Origin of the sequence: Arthrobacter sp. efr-133-R2A-63 (assembly GCF_030209795.1) — a bacterium.
Taxonomy (GTDB): Bacteria; Actinomycetota; Actinomycetes; order Actinomycetales; family Micrococcaceae; genus Arthrobacter; species Arthrobacter bambusae_A.
On record NZ_JARVRG010000017.1, the window covers coordinates 277,560 to 298,041 of the forward strand.

At 66.1% G+C, this 20,482-nt stretch carries 26 protein-coding genes; 16 read left to right on the forward strand and 10 right to left on the reverse strand.

Features of this window, described 5'->3' with window-relative positions:
- Positions 1-30 precede the first annotated feature (30 nt).
- Positions 31-1,104: a DNA polymerase IV gene (locus QRN45_RS09415; RefSeq protein WP_241708481.1), complete on the forward strand. Its 1,074-nt coding sequence runs from the start codon at positions 31-33 to the stop codon at positions 1,102-1,104.
- Positions 1,105-1,121: 17 nt separating this feature from the next.
- Here QRN45_RS09415 and ggh read toward each other — a convergent pair whose 3' ends face one another.
- Entirely contained in the window at positions 1,122-2,477 is a 1,356-nt protein-coding gene (gene ggh / locus QRN45_RS09420; protein ID WP_241708480.1) for a glucosylglycerate hydrolase, read from the reverse strand.
- 184 nt (positions 2,478-2,661) lie between these two features.
- On the opposite strand from ggh, the gene QRN45_RS09425 reads away from it, so the two are divergent.
- From QRN45_RS09425 to QRN45_RS09460, 8 genes are all read left to right on the forward strand, one after another.
- Positions 2,662-3,258 carry a sulfite oxidase-like oxidoreductase gene (locus QRN45_RS09425; RefSeq protein ID WP_242598675.1) on the forward strand — a complete coding sequence of 199 codons (597 nt, stop codon included), beginning with the start codon at positions 2,662-2,664 and terminating at the stop codon, positions 3,256-3,258.
- Between the two features lie 10 nt (positions 3,259-3,268).
- Entirely contained in the window at positions 3,269-4,006 is a 738-nt protein-coding gene (locus QRN45_RS09430) for a ferredoxin reductase (RefSeq protein WP_241708479.1), read from the forward strand.
- On the forward strand, positions 4,003-4,350 hold the full coding sequence (locus QRN45_RS09435; protein ID WP_241708478.1) for a DUF6510 family protein: 348 nt from the start codon (positions 4,003-4,005) through the stop codon (positions 4,348-4,350). Before QRN45_RS09430 ends, QRN45_RS09435 begins: the two co-directional genes overlap by 4 nt.
- 81 nt (positions 4,351-4,431) lie before the next feature.
- Complete coding sequence (locus QRN45_RS09440; RefSeq protein ID WP_241708477.1) at positions 4,432-5,415, forward strand: MTAP family purine nucleoside phosphorylase; 984 nt, start codon at positions 4,432-4,434, stop codon at positions 5,413-5,415.
- Positions 5,412-6,476 carry an NAD-dependent epimerase/dehydratase family protein gene (locus QRN45_RS09445; protein WP_241708476.1) on the forward strand — a complete coding sequence of 355 codons (1,065 nt, stop codon included), beginning with the start codon at positions 5,412-5,414 and terminating at the stop codon, positions 6,474-6,476. The genes QRN45_RS09440 and QRN45_RS09445 overlap by 4 nt, the downstream gene beginning before the upstream one ends.
- A gap of 74 nt (positions 6,477-6,550) precedes the next feature.
- Complete coding sequence (locus QRN45_RS09450) at positions 6,551-7,375, forward strand: glycosyltransferase family 2 protein (RefSeq protein ID WP_308196788.1); 825 nt, start codon at positions 6,551-6,553, stop codon at positions 7,373-7,375.
- A complete protein-coding gene (locus tag QRN45_RS09455; protein WP_241708475.1) occupies positions 7,372-8,073 on the forward strand; it encodes a TIGR04282 family arsenosugar biosynthesis glycosyltransferase in 702 nt (233 codons plus the stop codon). The genes QRN45_RS09450 and QRN45_RS09455 overlap by 4 nt, the downstream gene beginning before the upstream one ends.
- Complete coding sequence (locus QRN45_RS09460; RefSeq protein WP_241708474.1) at positions 8,016-8,834, forward strand: SAM-dependent methyltransferase; 819 nt, start codon at positions 8,016-8,018, stop codon at positions 8,832-8,834. Before QRN45_RS09455 ends, QRN45_RS09460 begins: the two co-directional genes overlap by 58 nt.
- On the opposite strand, the gene QRN45_RS09465 is transcribed toward QRN45_RS09460, so the two are convergent.
- Positions 8,795-9,307, reverse strand: coding sequence for a hypothetical protein (locus tag QRN45_RS09465; protein ID WP_241708473.1), 513 nt, complete (start codon positions 9,305-9,307; stop codon positions 8,795-8,797). The genes QRN45_RS09460 and QRN45_RS09465 overlap by 40 nt on opposite strands.
- The gene (locus QRN45_RS09470) at positions 9,307-10,524 is read right to left on the reverse strand and encodes a molybdopterin-dependent oxidoreductase (RefSeq protein WP_284763093.1); all 1,218 of its coding nucleotides are present in this window, start codon (positions 10,522-10,524) and stop codon (positions 9,307-9,309) included. The genes QRN45_RS09465 and QRN45_RS09470 overlap by 1 nt, the downstream gene beginning before the upstream one ends.
- Before the next feature lie 111 nt (positions 10,525-10,635).
- On the opposite strand from QRN45_RS09470, the gene QRN45_RS09475 reads away from it, so the two are divergent.
- Positions 10,636-12,036: a glycosyltransferase 87 family protein gene (locus QRN45_RS09475; RefSeq protein ID WP_284763094.1), complete on the forward strand. Its 1,401-nt coding sequence runs from the start codon at positions 10,636-10,638 to the stop codon at positions 12,034-12,036.
- Here QRN45_RS09475 and QRN45_RS09480 read toward each other — a convergent pair.
- The gene (locus tag QRN45_RS09480) at positions 12,029-12,160 is read right to left on the reverse strand and encodes a hypothetical protein (RefSeq protein WP_284763096.1); all 132 of its coding nucleotides are present in this window, start codon (positions 12,158-12,160) and stop codon (positions 12,029-12,031) included. The genes QRN45_RS09475 and QRN45_RS09480 overlap by 8 nt on opposite strands.
- A 14-nt stretch (positions 12,161-12,174) precedes the next feature.
- Positions 12,175-12,753: a TetR/AcrR family transcriptional regulator gene (locus QRN45_RS09485; protein ID WP_241708470.1), complete on the reverse strand. Its 579-nt coding sequence runs from the start codon at positions 12,751-12,753 to the stop codon at positions 12,175-12,177.
- A gap of 133 nt (positions 12,754-12,886) precedes the next feature.
- Between QRN45_RS09485 and QRN45_RS09490 the strand changes: the two genes are divergently transcribed.
- Both QRN45_RS09490 and QRN45_RS09495 read left to right on the forward strand, forming a co-directional pair.
- Positions 12,887-13,597, forward strand: coding sequence for an SDR family oxidoreductase (locus tag QRN45_RS09490; protein ID WP_284763097.1), 711 nt, complete (start codon positions 12,887-12,889; stop codon positions 13,595-13,597).
- Positions 13,598-13,650: 53 nt separating this feature from the next.
- Complete coding sequence (locus tag QRN45_RS09495) at positions 13,651-14,199, forward strand: NAD(P)H-dependent oxidoreductase (RefSeq protein WP_284763098.1); 549 nt, start codon at positions 13,651-13,653, stop codon at positions 14,197-14,199.
- A 132-nt stretch (positions 14,200-14,331) separates the two neighbouring features.
- Here the strand turns inward: QRN45_RS09495 and QRN45_RS09500 are convergent, their stop codons facing one another.
- Together QRN45_RS09500 and QRN45_RS09505 are read right to left on the reverse strand one after the other, a co-directional pair.
- Positions 14,332-14,628 (reverse strand): hypothetical protein, encoded by a 297-nt coding sequence (locus tag QRN45_RS09500; protein WP_284763099.1) that lies wholly within the window; start codon positions 14,626-14,628, stop codon positions 14,332-14,334.
- 113 nt (positions 14,629-14,741) lie between these two features.
- Entirely contained in the window at positions 14,742-15,224 is a 483-nt protein-coding gene (locus QRN45_RS09505) for a MarR family winged helix-turn-helix transcriptional regulator (protein WP_241708466.1), read from the reverse strand.
- A gap of 158 nt (positions 15,225-15,382) precedes the next feature.
- Here QRN45_RS09505 and QRN45_RS09510 point away from each other — a divergent pair, with 158 nt between their 5' ends.
- Positions 15,383-16,078 carry a maleylpyruvate isomerase family mycothiol-dependent enzyme gene (locus QRN45_RS09510; protein ID WP_241708465.1) on the forward strand — a complete coding sequence of 232 codons (696 nt, stop codon included), beginning with the start codon at positions 15,383-15,385 and terminating at the stop codon, positions 16,076-16,078.
- Positions 16,079-16,188: 110 nt separating this feature from the next.
- The gene (locus tag QRN45_RS09515) at positions 16,189-17,091 is read left to right on the forward strand and encodes an alpha/beta fold hydrolase (RefSeq protein WP_284763101.1); all 903 of its coding nucleotides are present in this window, start codon (positions 16,189-16,191) and stop codon (positions 17,089-17,091) included.
- A 28-nt stretch (positions 17,092-17,119) separates the two neighbouring features.
- Here QRN45_RS09515 and QRN45_RS09520 read toward each other — a convergent pair whose 3' ends face one another.
- Together QRN45_RS09520 and QRN45_RS09525 are read right to left on the reverse strand one after the other, a co-directional pair.
- Positions 17,120-17,581, reverse strand: coding sequence for a GyrI-like domain-containing protein (locus tag QRN45_RS09520; protein ID WP_241708463.1), 462 nt, complete (start codon positions 17,579-17,581; stop codon positions 17,120-17,122).
- Between the two features lie 12 nt (positions 17,582-17,593).
- On the reverse strand, positions 17,594-17,899 hold the full coding sequence (locus QRN45_RS09525) for a hypothetical protein (protein WP_078105227.1): 306 nt from the start codon (positions 17,897-17,899) through the stop codon (positions 17,594-17,596).
- A 219-nt stretch (positions 17,900-18,118) separates the two neighbouring features.
- Here QRN45_RS09525 and QRN45_RS09530 point away from each other — a divergent pair, with 219 nt between their 5' ends.
- Both QRN45_RS09530 and QRN45_RS09535 read left to right on the forward strand, forming a co-directional pair.
- A complete protein-coding gene (locus QRN45_RS09530) occupies positions 18,119-19,237 on the forward strand; it encodes an alanine racemase (RefSeq protein WP_241708462.1) in 1,119 nt (372 codons plus the stop codon).
- 535 nt (positions 19,238-19,772) lie between these two features.
- On the forward strand, positions 19,773-19,898 hold the full coding sequence (locus QRN45_RS09535) for a hypothetical protein (RefSeq protein WP_284763104.1): 126 nt from the start codon (positions 19,773-19,775) through the stop codon (positions 19,896-19,898).
- Positions 19,899-20,127: 229 nt separating this feature from the next.
- Here QRN45_RS09535 and QRN45_RS09540 read toward each other — a convergent pair whose 3' ends face one another.
- Entirely contained in the window at positions 20,128-20,475 is a 348-nt protein-coding gene (locus tag QRN45_RS09540; RefSeq protein ID WP_241708460.1) for a UBP-type zinc finger domain-containing protein, read from the reverse strand.
- Positions 20,476-20,482 lie beyond the last annotated feature (7 nt).

A 20,482-nucleotide genomic window follows, 5' to 3' on the forward strand; every position in this document is an offset into this window, starting at 1 on the left:
TGGCAGGGACGTTTACGGCAGACTAGTGCCGTGAGCGGAATCCCGTGGGTACTGCACGTTGATCTCGACCAGTTCATCGCGGCCGTCGAGGTGCTCCGGCGGCCGGAGCTTGCCGGCAAGCCGATCATTGTCGGCGGCCGGGGCGACCCCACGGAAAGGGCTGTGGTGTCGACGGCGTCCTACGAAGCCAGGGCGTTCGGTGTGGGTTCCGGGATGCCCCTGCGCATTGCGGCCCGGAAAGTGCCCGACGCCGTGATCCTGCCCGTCGATCACGAGGCTTACCTCGCGGCATCTGAAGCGGTCATGGCCACCCTGCGCGCGCAGCCCGGCGCCACCGTGCAGGTGCTGGGCTGGGATGAAGCCTTTGTAGGCGTTGAGACGGAGGATCCGGAAGCCTACGCCCACCGCGTTCAGGCCGCCGTGCTGGCGCGAACGGAACTCCATTGCAGCGTGGGCATCGGCGACACCCTGGTCCGGGCCAAGGTCGCCACCGGGTTCGGCAAGCCGGCCGGCGTCTTCCGCCTCACCGCCGGGAACTGGCTCGACGTCATGGGCAGCCGGCCCACCAAGGACCTGTGGGGCGTCGGCGCCAGGGTGTCCGCCAGGCTGGCCAAACTCGGCATCAGCACCGTCGCCGAACTCGCCGCGTCCAATCCCCAGGACCTGGTCCCGGAGTTCGGCCCCAAGATGGGTCCGTGGTATGCGCAGCTCGGACGAGGCGACGGCGCCAGCGTTGTGGATGACACCCCGTGGGTTGCCCGCGGACATAGCCGGGAGACCACCTTCCAGCACGACCTGATCGACCCGGTCCAAGTGGAGGATGCTGTGCGCGAGCTGACAGCGCATGTCCTTGAGGACGTCGAGGCCGAAGGACGGGCCGTCATTGGACTGACCCTGAAGGTCCGGTACGCGCCGTTCCTGACCACGACCCAGGGGAAGAAGATTCCGGAGACATCCGACCGGAACGAAATCCTCGCGCGGGCCATGGACCTCGCAGCCGGAATCGAGGCCGGCCGTCCGATCCGGCTCCTTGGCTTGCGGGCCGAAATGGCAATGCCCGACGATGCCCGGAAAGGACACACACCCACGCGCGGCGGTTGGTGACGCCGTCGTTCCCTTCCTTATGCGGTCCGCACCTGCCAATCCGGCCCGATCCATTCGAGGCAGGCGGCGGCTGTCCACGCCTGATTCAGGCTCCCGAGCGGTTCTCCGGTGAAGGGTTCGTAGTATTCGCCGAACTGGAGGTCGGCTAACTGATCGAGTGACGCGGCCTTGAGCGCTTGGTAGATCTCGTTTTGCCCGTCACGGTGCGCGGCCCAACCAAGGAGGAGATTCAGGAAGGGCCAGACGGGGCCGCGCCAATAGGTCCGGGGTCGGAAGGCACCACTGGACGGCGAGGTGGACGGCGGGAGAGGAAACCGCAGCCCGGGATGCCCCATCCAGTCCGGCCCGAGAAGGAGCTTCCTTTGCGCCGCGAGCAACGGCTCCCCGCCTCCGGACACCAGCGGGGCAAATCCGGAAACGGTCTCGGTCGAGATCCACTCCTTGGCCAGGATGTCGTAGTCGCGGGCAAGGCCGCTCAGGGGATCAATCGTCGACGCCACCCCGTCGCGGAAGCGCCGCGCGAAATCCCGCAGCTCCCCGGCGTCGGAACTGCGCCCGATCTCCTCGCCCAGAGCGGCGAGGACATCGCTGGCAGCAGCCATGATCGCGGAAAAGAAGACGTCCCGCACCCGGAAGTCGACGACGTTCCGCACGGCCTCGTCGTCGTACTCCACGGAAGCCATCTGCTGAACGAGCCACAGATACTTGGTGTATTCGCTGTCGTCGGGCCGTTCGCCCGTGTCTGCAACATGCAGGGTGTCACGCCGCGTGAAGGCAGGGACGGTACCGGCCTGGACGCGGGCGTAGGGCCCATCCCAGCGCGGGGAATTATCGAATCCGGACTCCCAACCGTGATGGATTTCAATCAGCCCTGCGGCGTCCGGGTCACGCACGGTGGCCAGCCACCGGTGCCACGCGAGCCAGCCGTCGAAGGATTCGGCGAGGAAGGTCTCTGCCGCTTCCTGGTCGGCGCCGCCGTTCGCCCGCCCCCGGTCCAGGATATGACGCAGGGCGATCGCATGGACGGGAGGCTGGCAAATGCCGCTGCTCTTGATGCCGGAAGGACGTGCGCGGGCGGACTCCGTGCCCCAACGGTCAAAACCTGGAAAGTAGTCGGTGCTGTTCTCGCTGAAGACGATGTGCGGGATCATTCCCGTGGACCACTGCGCGGCCAGCAGGGTCCGGAGTTCCGTGATGGCGCGTGGGACATTGATCCGCGCCAGTCCAATAGCTACGAAGGCGGCGTCCCAGCTCCACATATGGGGGTACAGATTGGGCGCCGCAGTGGTCATGGTGCCCAGATCGTTGAGCCGGAGGACCTCGGCTGCTGCCCTGTGAAGGTCCTGCACACTGACGCGAGGAGTGGTGTTCATGTGGCCTCCGAGCCATTGGCTTGGTGCGGATCCGTGACTGCGCGAAAGCGTGCACGACACTTACCAAGCTACTGCAGCGGCCGTGACCCGGTCAGGCTTTGCCAGGCACCTAGACCGCGCCCGGCCGTTGGCCTATCGTGGGGGAACCGGGCACGGCCGGCGTGAGTCTCCGCATCGGAGGTACATGGTGGGCATCATCTCTTCTGGATTTCATGGAAGACGGCAGAGCGGCAATCCGGCGTTGCCGCCGGGCCAATACGAGACCGGCAGCTTCCCGGTCCTCACCGCAGGCCCCGCTCCCCGGATCGCCCCTGACCGCTGGGAATTCTTCATCACCACTGAGGCAGGGCAGCGCCATGCGTGGTCCTGGGACGCTTTCATGGCATTGCCCCAAACCGACATCCATACGGACATCCATTGCGTAACCAGCTGGTCCAAGCTGGGCACCACGTGGCGCGGAGTGTCCCTGGATTCCCTTTTTGAAAACGTGGAAACAAGCTGCAGGTTCACGATGGCCCACTCCTACGGCGGATACACAACCAACGTCCCCCTGGCGGACCTTCTGGGCGGCAGGGCATGGGTGGCCTGGGAGTTCGACGGCGAGCCGCTTGATCGCGTCCACGGCGGACCCGCCCGACTCCTGGTGCCGCATTTGTACTTTTGGAAGAGCGCAAAGTGGATCAACGGCATCGAGTTGACCCAGGATGATGTTCCTGGTTTCTGGGAATCCAACGGCTACCACCTCCACGGCGACCCGTGGCGCGAGGAGCGCTACTCATGAGGTGCGCACGATGAGCACGCAATGGCGCGTGGCCGACGTCGTCAGCAGCATGCCCGAAACGGATACCGCCCGGACCATCGGGCTCCGGGCAGCCGGCCTTAACGGCAACCTCGCCGGACAGCACATCGACATCCGCCTCACCGCAGACGACGGGTATTCGGCCGTCCGCTCGTACTCCGTGGCGCGGGCAAGCATGGACGAAACCTTGGAGATCACCGTTGACGAATTGGCCAACGGAGAAGTCTCCCCCTATCTGGTCAGGGAACTGGCCGTCGGAGACCATCTGGAGATCCGCGGACCTGTGGGTGGCTGGTTCGTCTGGAAACCAACGGATACGAACCCGGTTCAACTGATTGCCGGAGGATCCGGGGTGGTGCCGCTCATGTCGATGATCCGCGCGCACCACGCTTCGGAGAATCCTGCGCAGTTCCGGCTGCTCTATTCGCTCAAGTCACCCGAAGCGGGGTTCTATCGGGAAGAACTCCTCACCTTGGCCCGGCAATCCGGCAAGCTCACCATCGACTACGTATACACACGCAAGGTCCCGGAGGGTTGGCCGGCTGCCCCGCAACGGCTCACGGCGGAAACCCTGCTGGCCAACATTTTGCCGAAGGACCGTGCCCCGGACGTCTTCGTCTGCGGCCAGACCGTCTTCGTGGAAACGGTCGCGGAATGGCTCGTGCAAGCGGGATATCCCGCCGGGTCGATCAAGACCGAGCGCTTCGGCGGAACAGGAGGAACCGGGTGAATGGCAACAATGGGCCCGATTCTCCGGGCGCAATGGATCCGGGCTTCGCGGATCAGGACATCGCGGGAACCACTGGCAATGCGATACCCCACCTGGACGGAAACGCGCTCGCCGGACCGCTCTGGGAACTCTTCCGCTTCGATATCGTCGCCGCGATCGGACGCTGCAAGCACTGCGGAGCGGTCCGCGTCTTCGCTGAAACGATGGTCTACGTCGACGCGCCGGGAATCGTTGTGCGCTGCGCTTCCTGCGAGGGCGTACTGCTCCGCCTCGTGGAGACGCCCACGCGATACTGGCTCGATGTGAGCGGACTCAGTTACCTGCACATCGACCGCGACGGCTAGGGCGATTCGCACCAGTACGCGTTCCGGACACGTAAGGATTCCACCCGCGACGGCGCGGGCCTGCATTGGCATGATGGGGTCATGTCATTGCTCCCGGAAGACACCGCAGCACCCCGCTCACGGATCGCCATCATAGGCGGCACCGGCCTGTACAGGCTGCCCGGGGCCGTCATGCTCGACACGCTGGACATCCCGACGCCGTTCGGGCCTCCTTCCAGTGCCGTGACGGTCGCCCGGCTCGCCGCGCCGGACGGCCTCGCCGCGCCGGACGGCCCCGGCGGCGATGACGGCGACGGCGGCCCGGTGGTCGCATTCCTGAGCCGGCACGGCCGCGGGCACAGCGTTTCACCACAGCAGATCAACTACCGCGCCAACCTCTGGGCCCTCAAGAGCCTCGGCGTGGAGGCCGTCATCTCCTCCGCGGCCGTGGGCGGACTGGTTTCCAGCCACGGAACCGGCACTTTTGCCGTACCCGACCAGGTCCTGGATAAGACCTGGGGACGGGCCGACACCTTCTACGACGGCTCGTCGCCCACCGGGGTGCAGCACCTTCCCGCCGCCGAGCCCTACAGCGCCCCGTTGCGCGCAGCGCTCATCTCGTCCCTGCAGCGGCACGGGGAAGACTTCGCCGGGGCGGGCACCGTGGCCGTGATCAACGGTCCGCGATTCTCCACCAAGGCTGAGGCCGCGGCCCTGGTCCAGGCAGGCGCACATCTGATCAGCATGACCCAATACCCGGAACCCATGCTCGCGGCTGAATTGAACATGCACTTCGCCGCGCTGGCATTCATTACCGATGCCGACACCGGGCACGATGGCTCCGAACCAGTCACGGCGGAACTGGTGCTGGGCCGGCTGGCGGGGGCGCAACCGCGGATCCTCGCGGTGTTGTCCGACGCGGTGCGGACGGTGTCCGAGGCGATCACTGGCGCCGATCCAGCGGACGACGACGGGCCGTGGCGGATGGCTCCCATGCCGCCTGCCGCGGTGGCCACCGTGATGGGCACCGCCGGCCCCGCCGGCGACGGCCCCGTCCTCCCCGGCACGGGGCGAACAGCGCCGTGAGGCTATTGGTCACGGGCGGGGCCGGTTTCATCGGCAGCCACATTGTGGAGGCAGCCGTGGCACGCGGCTGGGAGGTCCGGATCCTGGATTCACTGGATCCGGCAGTACACCCCGATCGGCCGCAAGGAATTCCCGGGGCGCACCTGACGGCGGGCGATGTCGGAGACCCAGCCGCCGTGGCAGAAGCGCTCGCGGAAGTCGACGTCGTCGTGCACCAGAGCGCCAAAGTGGGTCTCGGCGTCGACTTCTCCGACGCGCCGGACTACATCCGCAACAATGACCTGGCCACAGCCGTGCTCCTGTCAGGCATGGCATCCGCAGGTGTTGGCAAGCTCGTCCTGGCTTCGTCCATGGTGGTGTACGGCGAGGGCGCCTACACCGACGCTGCGGGCAGGCTGGTGCGCCCTGGCCCGCGCCTGGTGGAGGATCTGGAGCACGGAATATTCGATCCCCGCGACCCTGCCACGGGCGAGCTGCTCCTGCCGGCGCTGGTCAGCGAAGACGCGGCCATGGATCCGCGGAACGTCTATGCCGCCTCCAAAGTGGCACAGGAAAACCTGGCTTCCGCATGGGCGCGCGCAACCGGAGGCACCGCCGTCGCCCTCCGCTACCACAACGTCTATGGCCCCCGCATGCCCAAAAACACCCCCTACGCGGGCGTAGCCAGCCTGTTCCGCTCCGCCCTGGCCCGCGGCGAAGCCGTGCGGGTGTTCGAGGATGGCGGCCAACGCCGCAGTTTCGTCCATGTCCGGGACGTTGCCGAGGCGAATCTGTTGGCCATTGACGCGTTGGCAGGGGGCCGGATGGCCTCGGGCAGCCTTCGGGCGTACAACATCGGCGCCTCTGAAGTCCACACCATTGGGCAGGTGGCGGCCATCTTGAGTTCCGTGAGCGGGGCTCCCGAACCTGTGGCCACCGGCGGTTTCCGGCTAGGCGACGTCCGGCATATCACCGCGAGCTCCGCCCGGGCCCAGGCAGAGCTCGGTTGGATCCCCGCGCAAGGTTTCGAGGACGGAATGCGCGAGTTCGCTACCGCGCCCTTGCGCGGGGACCATAGCTAGGCCGGTGGCAAACGTCCCGGTTCCGTAAGGAAATCCGCCTGTCGCACCGGGCCTGCGGATTCTACGGTCAAAGGGTGGAGAAAGAGCAAAGCGGTTCGCGCGGTTCAAACGATGGCATCGGCATGGCCGACATTCTCAAGGGACCGGCGGGTGACGACGGAGGCCCACCCGCCCCACTCGTGGACGTGGTGTTTCCGTGCCTCAACGAGCGTGCGGCCCTTCCCATGGTGCTCGGAGCCTTGCTGCCCGGGTACCGCGCAATCGTCGTGGACAACGGATCAACCGATGGATCCGGAGGGCTGGCCGCCGGTCTGGGGGCCACAGTCGTCGAGGAACCGAGGCGCGGCTTTGGCGCGGCAGCTCATGCCGGACTGCTCGCGGCCACGGCGGAGTTTGTGGCCTTTTGCGATTGCGATGGGTCGTTGGACCCTGCCCAACTGGCCCCGATGCTTGACCTCGTCCGCACCGGTCGCGCCGACCTGGTGCTAGGTGCCCGGCGTCCGGCGTCGGGCGCTTGGCCGCTTCACGCCCGCTTGGCCAACAGGGCCCTGAGCTGGCGGTTGCGTCGGCTCACGGGGATCGCCATCACGGACCTTGGCCCACTTCGCCTTGCCCGGCGCAGCGCGCTCCTGGGACTGGACCTCAGGGACCGGCGCAGCGGCTATCCGCTCGAGATGTTCCTCAAGGCCCACCGGGACGGCTGGCGCGTGGCCGAGGTCCCCGTCGATTATGCACCGCGGCTGGGGAACTCCAAGGTCACGGGGACACTCCGCGGAACCGTCACGGCCCTCAAAGACATGGGGACCCAGTTGGCCGCCGCTTCACAGCGGACTAAGGCGACGAAGGCCGCCGGACCGGCCGGTCGACCATCGGCCGATGCCCACGGAGCGACGCCGTGAACCTCACCGTCGCCGTCATTGCCAAAGAATGCAGCCCCGGCAAGGTCAAGACCCGCCTCACTCCCCCGCTCACGCCGGAGCAGGCCGCAGCCTTGGCCCAGACGAGCCTGAGCCAGACGCTGGAAACCGTACGGACCCTTCCCGCGGCCAGGCGATTGCTGGTGTTTGACGGCACGCCGCACCACGCGGACGCTGCCGGTTTTGAAGTCTTCCCCCAAGGGGCCGGCGGCCTGGACGAACGGCTGGCGGCCATCTGTTCGCTCACTGCGGGACCGCTGCTGATTCTGGGCATGGATACGCCCCAGCTACGCCGCGAGCAGTTGGCCCCGCTGCTGGCGGACTGGGAAACCCCCGCCCCGGCACCCCGCCGTGCCTGGTTCGGCCCGGCGTCGGATGGTGGCTTTTGGGCGTTGGGCCTGTACACGCCCGACGGCGGCCTGCTCCGCGGGGTGGACATGTCCACCCCGCACACCGGGGCGCAGCAACGGGGCCGGCTGGCCGGAGCCGGCCTGCACGTGGGCGTGCTGCCCGTCCTCAGGGACGTGGACTACTTTCCCGATGCTGTGGCTGCCGCGTGGGAATGCAGCGGAAGCCCGTTTGCCCGCGCCGTGGACCTCCTGAGCGAGGGACTGCCGGCGGAATGGACAAGGACGGTGCCATCCGACGCCGCACCCATGCCATGGGCTGCCCGGACATGAGCATCCACACAGTCCCGAGGGATCCCGGTGCCCGCGCCGACGCTTTTGCTGCGGGCTCCCGCCCGCGCGCCCTGTTTGGACCGGCTCTATTTGGCCAAGCGCTCTTCGGGCAGGGCGGCTACGAGCCTTACGCCCGCAGCCTGCCCCTCGGAGTGGGGCGACTGACGTTGCGACCGGAATCGGCCTTGCCGGAGGGCATCGGGCCAGTCCACTTCAACATGCTCTCCTGGTCCGGCCCGGCCACCACAAGTGAGCGCGAGCTGCTCCGCACCCTCCGCGGGCCCGTCCTCGATGTGGGTTGCGGCCCAGGCCGGATGCTGGAGGCCGCCCGGGAACTGGGGCTGGCCTCCATGGGTGTCGATTCGAGCCCCGCCGCCGTGAAGCTGGCCACCGAGCGAGGCGGCGCGGCCGTCCTGGGCTCCATCTTTGACCCGGTCCCGCACGAACGGGGTTGGGGTTCGGCCTTGTTACTGGATGGCAACATCGGCATCGGCGGAAACATCCGGATACTGCTGGAGCGTGTTTCCTCGTTGCTTGCCCCGGACGGCCAAGTACTGGCGGAAGCCGAAGCACCGGATTTTCTCGACGTGGCCTACCTGGCGGTGCTGGAGGATTCAGACGGACGTGCCAGCGCGGCCTTTCCCTGGGCGCGCGCAGGCAAAAAAGCGCTCGCGCGCCACGCGGCCCGGGCCGGGCTCAAGGTGGTTGCCACCCGCACCGTTCAGGAGCGGATCTTCCTGACCTTGGAACGGCGGCCGTAAAGTCCGACGGCGGCCACAACAACGGCCGCGGCGACCGCCAGGACCACCCAGAAGACACCCAAGGCCAGCGCATAGTCCCCCTGCAGGACCGTGTTGTTCACGCCGCTGCCCGGCCCCCTCGGCTGCAGCACCTGCTGGGCACGGATCAGCGGGGCCGCGACCAAGGTCGCCACCGCACCCACGAGAAGCGCGCCGCGCACTATCCCCTGCTGGACAGGGGACAGCCCAAACGTGAACCTCGACAATCCGCCACCGACCAACGTTGTCAGCGGGACCAGCATGCCGTCGTGCACCAACAACGCCACGGCAAGCCACGCTGCCACACCGATCAGCTGGGCGGGCGGCACGTTGGCCAGGAATCCGAAGAGCGCATACCCGAGGGCAGCCACGCCCAAGGCGCCAAGTGCTGCCCGCGCCCACCAGAGAGTCCTGCGCCCTGACGATGCCGCAGCACCCACCAAGGGAAGCCGCATCAGATCACCTCCACCTTATGCACCCATTTGGTCTGCAGCACTCCCGGCCGACCTGGTGCGATGATGCGTGCCGGATAGCCATGGTCAAGGTCGAGTGGCTTGCCATTCAGCTCAAGTGCCAGCAATGTCTGCTCGTCCTGGCTGTATGCGGCGGGCATGAAGGAACGCCCATAGACGCCGCCCTTCTCCATGCTGGATATCTGCAGCTCAGCATCTACGGGTGCGCCCACCGTTGCCATCAGGTCCCGGATCCGGACACCACGCCATTGCGCCCCTTGGCTCCAGCCCTCCACGCAGGCGATGGGCAATCCGTAGCTGTATTGCGGCAAGGCCGCGAGCTGCGCCAGCGTGAACGTCTTCCGGACCGATCCCGAGGACACTGTCAGCACCCAGTCGCGGGCAAGCGCAGCGTCCGCCACACCGGCCTGGGCTGCCGTCCTGTTGATGGGTACGGCCTGCGGGCCGGTATCCATGCGGCGCGGCGCGAACAGGTTCAGGCCCGACAGCCAAGCGAACGACTGGCCGGCCGTCGTCAAGACGACGACGCCGGTGCCGGCGGTGAGTGCCGCAAGGAACCCCCGGCGGCTCCAGCCGTTCCCGGTTCCACGCTTTACCGCGGCCGGAACCGTTTTGCTGTCCGGCAAAACCTCCTCAGTGTTGGCGGCGGTGGCGGCCGCGTCCGATCTACGGCTCCAATGAGCCAGGATGACGGGCATCTTCACAGCGATGTGGAGCGCCAAAGATCCGATGATGACCCAGGCCAGCCAATAGTGGACATCCCTGAAGGAAAACGGCCACGCATACCACTGGAAAGTGTTGAGCAAGCCGATGGTGACTTCCACGAGGGAAGCGGCCACGAAGAGCGCAATCGAGGCGCGTTCGAGTGCATGCACCACGGATTTCAGCGGAGGCCAGCGCAAGAGTTCGGGGTAGACGGACCAAAGCTTGGCTGCCAGGAGCGGGATGGAAGTTATCCCGGTGGTGACGTGGATGCCCTGCGTAGCCACGTACAGCCACGCGGGACGGGTAAGGAAAACCATCCAAGCCGGCGGATCCTGCAGGAGGTGGCTGAACAGTCCGGTCAGGAAACACACAGTGAAGGCAAGGCCGAGCCAACGGCCCAGCACCACCGTCAGCCGTCTGCTGCGCAAAGGCGAGGAGAACCGTCCGTTCACCGCTTCCATCCGCTGTTGGAGGAAAGTGGTCAATCTGTCCATACCTTGATCAGACCACCAAGACCCGTCGGTCGTCCCGGTCCAGACCTTACGAAACGCAAACGGTCCCTTGGGTTCATGGCCCCCGGCCCGCGAGTGATGCAGGATCAAAGGGTGAGCGAATCAACACCCCGGCGCGCGTCCGGTATTTCGGCTGCGGTGGCGCTCGCCTTGGTGGCCTTGCTCGCCGTCGTCATCTGGTGGACGGTCACTACGGATCCGTCCGCGGAGTGGGTTTCCCCCCTTGGCACGCTCGCGGCCTGGACCGTCTTCGTCCCGGCAGCACTGGTGGCGCGCCGGATCCCGGCGCGGTACGCGGCCGCCGTCGTGCTCCTGGGCTCCCTCCTGGTGGGAGTAGCAGCCATCGCCGCCCCGCCCGCCACCAGCAACGACTCCGCCCGCTATGCGTGGGACGGCATCGTTCAAAAGGCCGGGATCTCCCCTTATGCCCACGTTCCGGCGGACGAGGCGCTGCGGCCGCTGCGGCCGTCCTGGCTATTCCAGGATGCCGGGCCTGACGGAACGTGCCATACCAATCCCTTCCCGACCGGCACCGAGACCACATCCAATATTCCCGGCGGGAGCACCCTGTGCACGGCAATCAACAGGCCCACCGTACCCACCGTGTATCCCGCAGCGGCAGAGTTGTATTTCCTGGCGGTGCGGCTCATCCCTGGCTCCGAGGTGGGGTTCGTCGCCTTCCAGCTGGCCGGGCTGCTCCTCAGTCTCGCTGTGACGGTGGCGCTGCTTGCGTTCCTGCGCCGCACCGGCCGGCCCGCACACCAAGCGGTGTGGTGGGGATGGTCTCCGCTGGTCGCTTTTGAGGCCATCAATGGCGCTCACGTGGACGCGCTGGGCACCGCACTGGCCTTGGCGGCAGCACTGTTGTTGGTGGGCGGACGCACCCTGGGTTCCGGAGTGGCGTTTGGCGCGGCGGTTGCCACCAAGCTCATTCCCGTCATCAGCGCCCCGGCCCTGCTGTATCGGAGGCCGGTCCGCTTCGTCGCCGCGGCCACGGCAACCTTTGCCGTGACGTACGTCCCGTACCTGCTCGCCAGCGGCTGGGCGGTACTCGGCTATCTGCCCGAATACCTTCGATCGGAGGGCTATGACGGGCAGGACAGTCCGCGATTCACCTTGTTGAAGCTGCTGCTCCCGGCCGGTTGGGCAGGACCGGCCGCACTGGTGCTGCTGCTCGGCCTGGCCCTCTACGTGTGGCGGACCACCGACGCCGCCCGGCCTTGGGACGGGCAGGTCTTGATGGTCGGAGGAACGCTGCTGATCGTGTCGCCGAGCTACCCCTGGTATGCGCTCCTGCTCCTGCCGTTCGTGGTGCTGAGCGCTCGTTACGAGTTCACGGCGATCGCTCCTGTGCTGGCACTGATGTATTTCACCGGAGCGGAACCTTACGGCCAATTGGCGGCGCGACTGGGCCTGGGCGCCGCCGTCGTGCTCTTGCTGGTAGCCGCCATGGTGAGGCGACGGTCGCGGCAATTCCGGCCGTCGATCACATGACGTCTGTGGCGCCATCTGATGTGGCCTCGGTGACGATGGGTTCCAGCATGGGATCCCCGGCTATGCCGTCCACGGTGAGCACGGCTGCCACCGCGACGATCCACATCAAGTCTTTCGCCTTCACCGGCCCGGACAGTCCTAAGAACCCGGGCAGGAGTCTTCGATCAGGAACCGGGCAAGGCGGAGGGCGCGCCGGCCGTAGGTCGCGCCGTCGAGGACGGCCGCGGTGGCATAGGCGCCGTTGAGGATGATGAGCAGTTCATCGGCGAGCTGCCCGGGGTCCTGCGCGCCGGCGTCGGAGGCGAGGGAGCGGAACCAGTCCCGCACTTGCTGCTTGTGCCCGACGGCGACGAGGTGCGCCGGGTGCCGCCCCTCGGGGAACTCGGTGCTGGTGTTGAGCATCGGACACCCGCGATACGCGGGACCGGCTGTGTCCCCCGCGAGCACTTCGAAAACAGCCATCAACTTGCCCGCCGGGGACGACGCTTCCCCGGCGGCCTGCTCCATCCGCTCGAACCAGGCATCCGCGCGCCCCTGAACATAGGCGGTGGCCAGGGCGTCCTTGGTGGGAAACTGGCGATAGATCGTGGCGTTGCCCACCCCGCACTCCTTGACCACGGTGTCCATCCCGACCGCCCTGATCCCCTGCTGGTAGAAAAGGCGCGTCGCCACATCGAGCACATTGCGCCGGTTCTCCTCGCCACTCCTGCGTGCCACGGAAACCACACTCCTTCTGAAACCTTCGTCCGCTGTTGCCTTGCATCCAGTTTGACAGACGGATCGTTCCGTCACAAACTGTTTGAGAACGATCCGTCACATCTGATCGACGCCCTACTTACGGGAGAACCCCATGAGCTCTTACAACTTCGCCGGGAAGCACGTCCTCGTCATCGGAGGCACCTCGGGCATCGGACGCGCCGTCGTCGAGCACGCAGCGGCACAAGGCGCCCGCGTCACGGCCGCCGCCCGCAATACCGGGAATGCCAACCTCCCCACAGGGGTGGCGATTGAGCACGTGGACCTCACCTCCACGTCCTCGGTCGAGTCCCTGTTCGAACGGATCGGGGCGTTCGACCACTTGGTCCTCTCGGCCGGGCCCGGCGCCATGGGCGGAATCCGTGAGCTGAGCTCCGAGCAGGTGCGGCCCTTCATGGACATCAAGTTCTGGGGCTACTACGAAGCGGTGCGTGCGGCGGCCGACCGCATCGCCAAGGACGGATCCATCACCCTTGTGGGCGGGGCCGCCAGCCGCAAGCACGCTCCGGGGCGTCCCATGATGGCCGCAATCAACGCGGCGCTCGAGGCCTTCGGCAAGGCCAACGCGATCGATCTCGCCCCGATCCGCGTCAACGTGATCGCCCCCGGCTTGGTGGACACCCCGGCCTACGCTGGAATGCCCGAAGAGATGCGCCAAGGCATGCTCAATGGCTACGCGGCGAGCGTGCCGGCCGGCCGTGCGGGACTGCCTTCGGACGTGGCCACCGCGGCCATATTCCTCATGGGGAACACCTTCATCACGGGCACAGTACTGGACGTCGACGGCGGAGTCCACGTCAGCTGATTCGCCATCCGACCCGTCCTCGACTCCGATCCTGAAAGACGTACAAACCTTCCATGACCCCCACCCGCACTCTCATCGTCGTTGCCCTTCCTGATGTGGAAAAATCCAGGATTACCGCACACCTCGCCGCAGCCGCCATGGACGTCGAAAACGTCACCGTCCATGATCTCTCAGCCACTTACCCGGACCGGCGCGTCGACGTCATCCGGGAGCAGGGGCTTCTGCGCGAGCACGACACCATCGTGTTCCAGTTCCCGTGGCATTGGTATTCCGTTCCGGGCGTACTCAAAGAATGGATGGACCAGGTGCTCACCTACGGGTTCGCTTACGGTTCCGGCGGAGGCGCGCTCCACGGAAAGCGCCTGCGCCTTGCCATCTCGACCGGCGGCCCGGAGTCGTCCTACGCGCCCTCGGGAAGCAACCGCTTCACCATGGCCGAGCTATTGCGGCCCATGGAAGCCACCGCGCACCTTTGCGGCTTGGAGTTGGAGGAACCGCTGATCCTGCATTCGGCTCCGCGCGTGACGGATGAAGAATTGGCGGCCCATGCGACCCGCTACCGGGAGCTGCTTTCGGCCGTTCCCGCAACTGCCGGCCGCTGACTGCCCCCGGTCCTGGCGAAAGTCCGCCCGACCCTGGGGAATCCCGGAGCGGAACCGAAGGGCCCCTCACCCTCCGCCTGTCGGCGGATCGGCAAGGGGCCCTTCGAGGCCAACGCAGCTCCGGGATGCGTGTCAGGCCAGGGCCTGATTGATCTGCAGCGTTCCGCCGCGCGTGACGAACGGGTGGGAGGCGAGCAGTTCGCTCACGGCTTCGGCCGAGTCGGCTTCCAGAATGGAATAGCCGAGGATATCCGCAACAGCCTCCGGCGTCCCGGTGGCGACCTGGCCAGCAAAGCCCAGCGGCGCACCGGGATCAGTAACGGCCGGACCGGCATTGCCGAGCCACGCCATGAAGTCCTTCCGGGCAGCTTCCATTTCGGCCGGATCCGGATGCCCGGCGCCGTGATAGGTGATCAGAAATCTGGCCAAGATGACTCCTAAAATACGAATCGTCCACTGCGGGATCTCCCGCAGCACCGCCAGTGTACCCGGCCACTCTGACGGCCCCTCACAAACTCCGTGAAGGGATACGCAGCCGGTACCTAGCCCTGCTCGGGCAGGGCCCTGTCCTTTGAGATCGGCGCCCGCTCGGGCTTCTCTTCGCCCCAACGGGCAGACCCGAGCCAGCGGATCACGGCCGTCAGCTTGTCGCGCAGTTCCTCCACACCGATGTCGACGCCGGGAGTCAGGCTCCGATCAATCTCCCGAGCCTGGACAAGGGCCGCTTTCCCCAGGTCCGAAACTGCGACCCTTTGCGACCGCCCGTCCAGGCGGCTACGTTCCCGGGTGATGTGCCCGTGCGCCTCAAGCCTGGAAAGTGTCTGTCCCATGGTCTGCGCCTGCACCTGGACTTTGGCCGAAAGCCTGGCCTGGACCATGGCCCCTTCCGCATCGAGAACTTCGAGCGCGATAACGCCCGCATGGGTCAGGCCCAGGACGGCAAGCTCCTCGTTCCAGGCATGCTCGACCAATCGCGCTGCCGTTGAGAGCAACCGTGGAGTCGTCCAGTCGTTTAGGTCCGGCATGGTCCCACCATAGTAAGCCTGCTTCCTATGTGCAGGCTGAGTAATCCATCAGATGGACTTGCAAAGACCTTAGCCTCACCCGGTAGCCAGGAAATGAGCTGTCCTGGCATCGGGCCGACTCGGAAAGAATCCTCCGCATCGCCCGTTATGCTCAAGACATGTCGCCGGATCTCTATCTTCCCGAGTTGATCAGCTCCCTGGACCGTCTTAGCCTCCTGGCACGCCAACCCGAGAACGTTCTGACTCGTCCCGTGCCGGCTTGTCCCGGCTGGAACCTCAAGGATCTCTTCGGCCATCTGGGTTCCATTGAACGTTGGGCGGCCGAAATAGTCCTTTCGGGCAAAGTCGCCGAAGAACCGGTCCCACCGGCCACCGGCGCCGTAGCGTGGTTCCTTGAGGGCGCGGACGCTTTCCTCGGGACAATGTCGGCGCTCGATCCGGAAGAACCATGCTGGAACTTCGGCCCTCCCCCGCGCACGGCCGGGTTCTGGCGTCGACGCCAGGCGCATGAACACGCCGTGCACCTCATCGACGCCTGCCAAGCATCGGGCTTGGCGGACCCCGCTTTCTCAGCCGATTTCCTGCTCGACGGAATCGACGAGATCCTCACAATGTTCACCCCGCGCCAGCTCCGCCTCGGACGGATGCCGCAGCCAGAGGGCGCGGTGACCTTCGAGGTAGCAGGGGCCGGCCGCTGGAAAATCGGCGAAGGAGAAGCCAAAGCTTCGATTTCCTCGACGCCGGGCGGGATGTACCCGGGTCTGTGGGGCCGCTCCAACCTCGCAGAATCAGCGTCCATCGAAGGGGACAAGGCCCTCGCGGTCCGCGTCCTGCGAGGTCCGCTCACCCCCTGACCACGAGGGTGCCGGCATACGGCGCATCGTGGACCAGCTCGTCGAAGTTGATCCAGTCCAGTACCTCCGCGGCTACGAACCACTGTCAACGAGCAAGAGCGAAGGCGACCATGAGTGTTCAACAGAAAAACGCCCCTACGCTGCGGCGCCATGTCCTTCCCACCGAGTTGGGTCCCTGCATGGTGCGCGTCCAGCAGGGCACCCACGGGCCGAGGGCCGAATCCGGCACCCCGGAGGTCTACCTTCACGGAGCCGCGGGGTCATGGACAACTTTCCAATCACTGCTTGCCAGGGCAACGGCCCATGACCGGGTATTGATCGACCTGCCGGGCTGGGGCGAATCCACGGCAGGCGCCCGGCGTGAACAATTCAGCATCGAGGCGATGGCACGCGCCGTCGTCGGGGTGCTGAGTGCGCTCGGCTACAGGCGGTGGAAACTGGTGGGCCACTCCATGGGAGGTTTCCTGGCCTTGCACATGGCTGCGGCTTGGCCGGAGGAGACCGCCGGGGTAGCCGCCATTTCGGCCACCACATTCAGTGTGTCCGACGCCTGCGGCGCGCCACTCCGCGGCCTCTACAAATTCCCGGCGTTCACCGGCATGCTTCTGGCCATGCGCTCCATGGCCGCCCTCGGCGCGGCAGGGACCGCTGTGGTCCGTACCATCGCCACCACGCCCCTGATGCGACCGCTGATGTCCCCGTTCTTCGCAGATCCTGGAGCCATACCCCCGGCCGTGTTAAGGGAGCTCGGCGACGATGCCCGGCCCGCCAGCTTCTCCGCTGCCGCCCGGGCCGGCTCCCACTACGATTTCGGCCAGTGGCGCGGCATCCTCTGTCCGGTCCTGGCGATCCGGGGCGACAGGGACGTGTTCACACCCGAGTCCGACCTGGCCCGGTTGGCTGTGGTGGTCCCCCAAACCCGCTTGGCGACTTTTGCGCGGTGCGGCCACTTCGCCCACATCGAGCAGCCGGATCACGTTCACCGGCTGATCGACGAATTGTGGTCCCGGTGAAGAGTCCCGGGCGCGCGAACGGTCAGTGCTACTTCAGCAGGTGCACGACTGTCGTTTCGGTGTCAGCCGGATCTGGGGTCGGATCTCCGTAGATCTCCCAGGAGTGCCCGGCAGACTCCCTATGATTCGCCGCCATCCACTCCTCGATCGCCTTGTACGCCTCGTTCATGAGGTGGTACGGCCCATGGTGGACTGCCACGGCAGCTTCGCCTCCCGGTGTTTCGCTCGCGTACACCTCGCCCGCTGTTTCGAAGGTGCGGGTGACTTCGACGCCGAAGTCGCACAAGAGCGGCGCATCGGGCTTGTTCGGGTGGTGGTAGACAAAGATGTTATGGCCGTCCGTCCACAAGCCGGGCTGACGGCGAATGAAGTCCCAGACAAGGCCCACCGGAGGGCCCCATGCCGAACCGACTTCGCCCGGCGCGACTTTGCGCCGGACGGCGGCCAGCGTGCGCGGGAGGACAGTCTGGACGGTGACGGTAACCGACATGCAGGGAGTCCGCTAGTACTTGTCCGCGGAGTCGACGGATTCCCCCACGGTGACTTCGGGGGCCACGTTCGGATCTCCGCCGACCGAGCCGATGAACGCCTGGATCTCGGACGCCCCGAAGAATTTCTGGAATGCCTCTGTCGATTCCCATTCATCGACGACGAGGACAAACCCGTCCCCCACCGCGAACTGATGGTGGATCGCTCCTGCCGCCCGGCCGCGCTCGCCCCATTGGCGGTACTCGTCCGCGCGTTCCTCAAGCGATTTTGCAAAAACGCTCGTGTCACCGGAAATCTTGGTTGCAATGATGACAGACATGATGTGACCTCCTATGGCCTGAACTCAGCTCTTTGCAGCCGGCCACGCGGCGATGCGCCTGAACGGCCTGACACGTGAAAGACCATACTCACTCCGCCCGGTTACCGCCCGAGTGGCCGCTACCTGTCATTCGCCGCGATCCGTCGAGGGTTCTCTAGTTAGTGAACCCGGATAGGATCTCGGGGTACCCAGCTTCCCGAACCATCCTGAAAGAACCGCATGCCGCACCTTGATCCTGCCCTCCCGCTCCGCACCTTGCCGCAGATGCTCCTGGACGTTGCCGCCGTCGAGCGCAATATCGGCATCAAAGAGGGCTGGACACGTGAGCACGGCATGGTGCTGGCCCCACACATCAAGACCACCATGACAGGTGAGATTGTCCGCCGGCAGCTGCCCGGTTCCTGGGGCGTGACCGTGGCGACAACCGCGCAGGCCGCGCAGGCCGTCGAGTGGGGAGCCACCCGGATCCTCATCGCGAACGAGGTACTGTTCCACGGCCACCTCGAGCAGTTGCGGGCCTGGCTGGCCGCATCGCCGGAACTGGAAATCTACTGCCTGGCCGATTCGGAGGCGGGCGTCCAGGCCATGGCCGAGGTGTTCGAGGAGTCGCCACAGGCCCTGAAGGTGCTGATCGACGTCGGAACTCCCGGCGGCCGCACCGGGATCCGCACTGCGGCCGAAGCCGGGCCGCTGGCGGCGGAGATTCGCGCGGCCAGCGGGCTGCTGCTGGCCGGCGTCAGCGCCTACGAGGGCGTGGCACCGAACACCCGGACGGATGAGAACCTGGCCGGGATCGATTCGCACTGCCGCTTGGCCCGCGACATTTTCGATGAACTGCACCCCATCTTCGAGGTGGAGCTCCCGGTCTTCACCAACGGCGGCTCGGCGTTCCAGGACCGTGCGGCCGCTTTCCTGCCGCAGAACGCCTCCGTCAATGTGCTGCGTTCAGGCTGCTACGTAGTGCACGACCACGGCACCTACCAGAGCGTCTCGCCAGTCCCCGGCCTCACCGCCGCAGCGGTGGTGCGGGCTTTGGTCATCTCCGCCCCGGAACCCGGGCGCGTGGTCCTGAACGCGGGCAAGCGCGAATTGGCGTACGACGCCGGCCTGCCCGTGATCGTTTTCCGGTACCGCGACGGGGCCCTCCTGCATGCCGGTGCACGCGCCACGCTGACCCGCCTCTTCGACCACCACGCCATCGTTGACGATGCCGAAGGGCTGCGGGTCGGCGACATCGTGGACCTGGGTATCTCCCACCCTTGCTCGCTGTTCGACCGCTGGCGCGAAGTCGTGGCCGTCAGCAATGACGCCGTCGAGACCTGGCGGCCTGTGTTCTAGACGGCCGGTTCGACTCTGCTTAAGGGGGCTCACCGCCGCTGCGGGACCCCTGCGAACGCGGGCCGGACCTGGCACCCGACATCGCGGATGTGCAGCCCCGGCTGGACCGCATCCTGACGGCGCTGATCGACGGGTTCGCCGGCCCCGAAACCCGGGATGGAGGGTTTCGTGGAGTAATGAGCGCCCTACTGCTTGGTTTCCCAGGGTAGGGCCCTGCGACGGATCGCTTGGCATTATTATCTGCCCTGTTCTTGCCTGTCGGGGTGCTCTTCTGCCCACGTCCTCACGCTTCAACAACCGAAGGGCCCAAGTCGGAACCCACATTCGTGACGGCAGTTATCCGGCCAGCTGTTTGTGAAATCAATTCTCTGGTCAATCAAATGGAGGCAATTGCGAGATTCGGGTAAACACTTTTGCAGAGGGCGTACCTTTTCCGTGGACGCAGACGATTAAAAGAGTGCGTACACAACCGAGTCAGCCCTCGCGAAGCCCGCAAGACAACGGTGCGCCGTACAACCCGGGAAAGAACACATCAATGACACTCACTGCCGAGGCCGTACACACGCTAGAAGAGATCGCCGTCCGCTTCAGCCCCGATGGCATCCCGTTGGCCGTCCGATATGACGGCATCATCTTGGCCGTGGATCCCGACGCGTCCTAGAAACCAGCCATCCCTCGGCTCGTTCCGTTCGTCCATCTATGGACACTGTCGGATTCTGCGGATCACTCACCTCGCCGGAGTCGAGTGATTGAGTAGAATGCCACAGGCGAGCGACGCCAAGTCGACCGGAACCCAAGTCACCGACGCGACCTCGGCGTTCAGCCCGGAAGCCATGCACTCCTAAAATCAGAGCTTGAGCGTCTCCGTCCTCATGGAAGCGTGCGCCCCGTCAATGCAGCCGCTGTTCCCAGTCAGTCGGGACGCGTGACGCCGGGCCCGGAACGCTTTGATCGAGAGGATGATGCGCCGGTGGTTCAAGCTCAGGTCCGGCGAAAAATGCCGAGTCCGGATAGTTGAAGAACCAGTCCTCGCCCGGTTCAAAGCTGCGGATGACCGGGTGTCCGCTGGATTGCGCATGGGCCGTGGCGTGTTGCCCGGGCGAGTTGTCGCAGCAGCCGATGTGCCCGCACTGGGCGCATCGCCGCAAGTGCAGCCACCAGCCACTGTTGGCCTCGCATTCAACACAGCCCGGCCCGCTGGGTGGAATCGAAACGTCGATTCCTTGATATGCATTCATTGCGGCT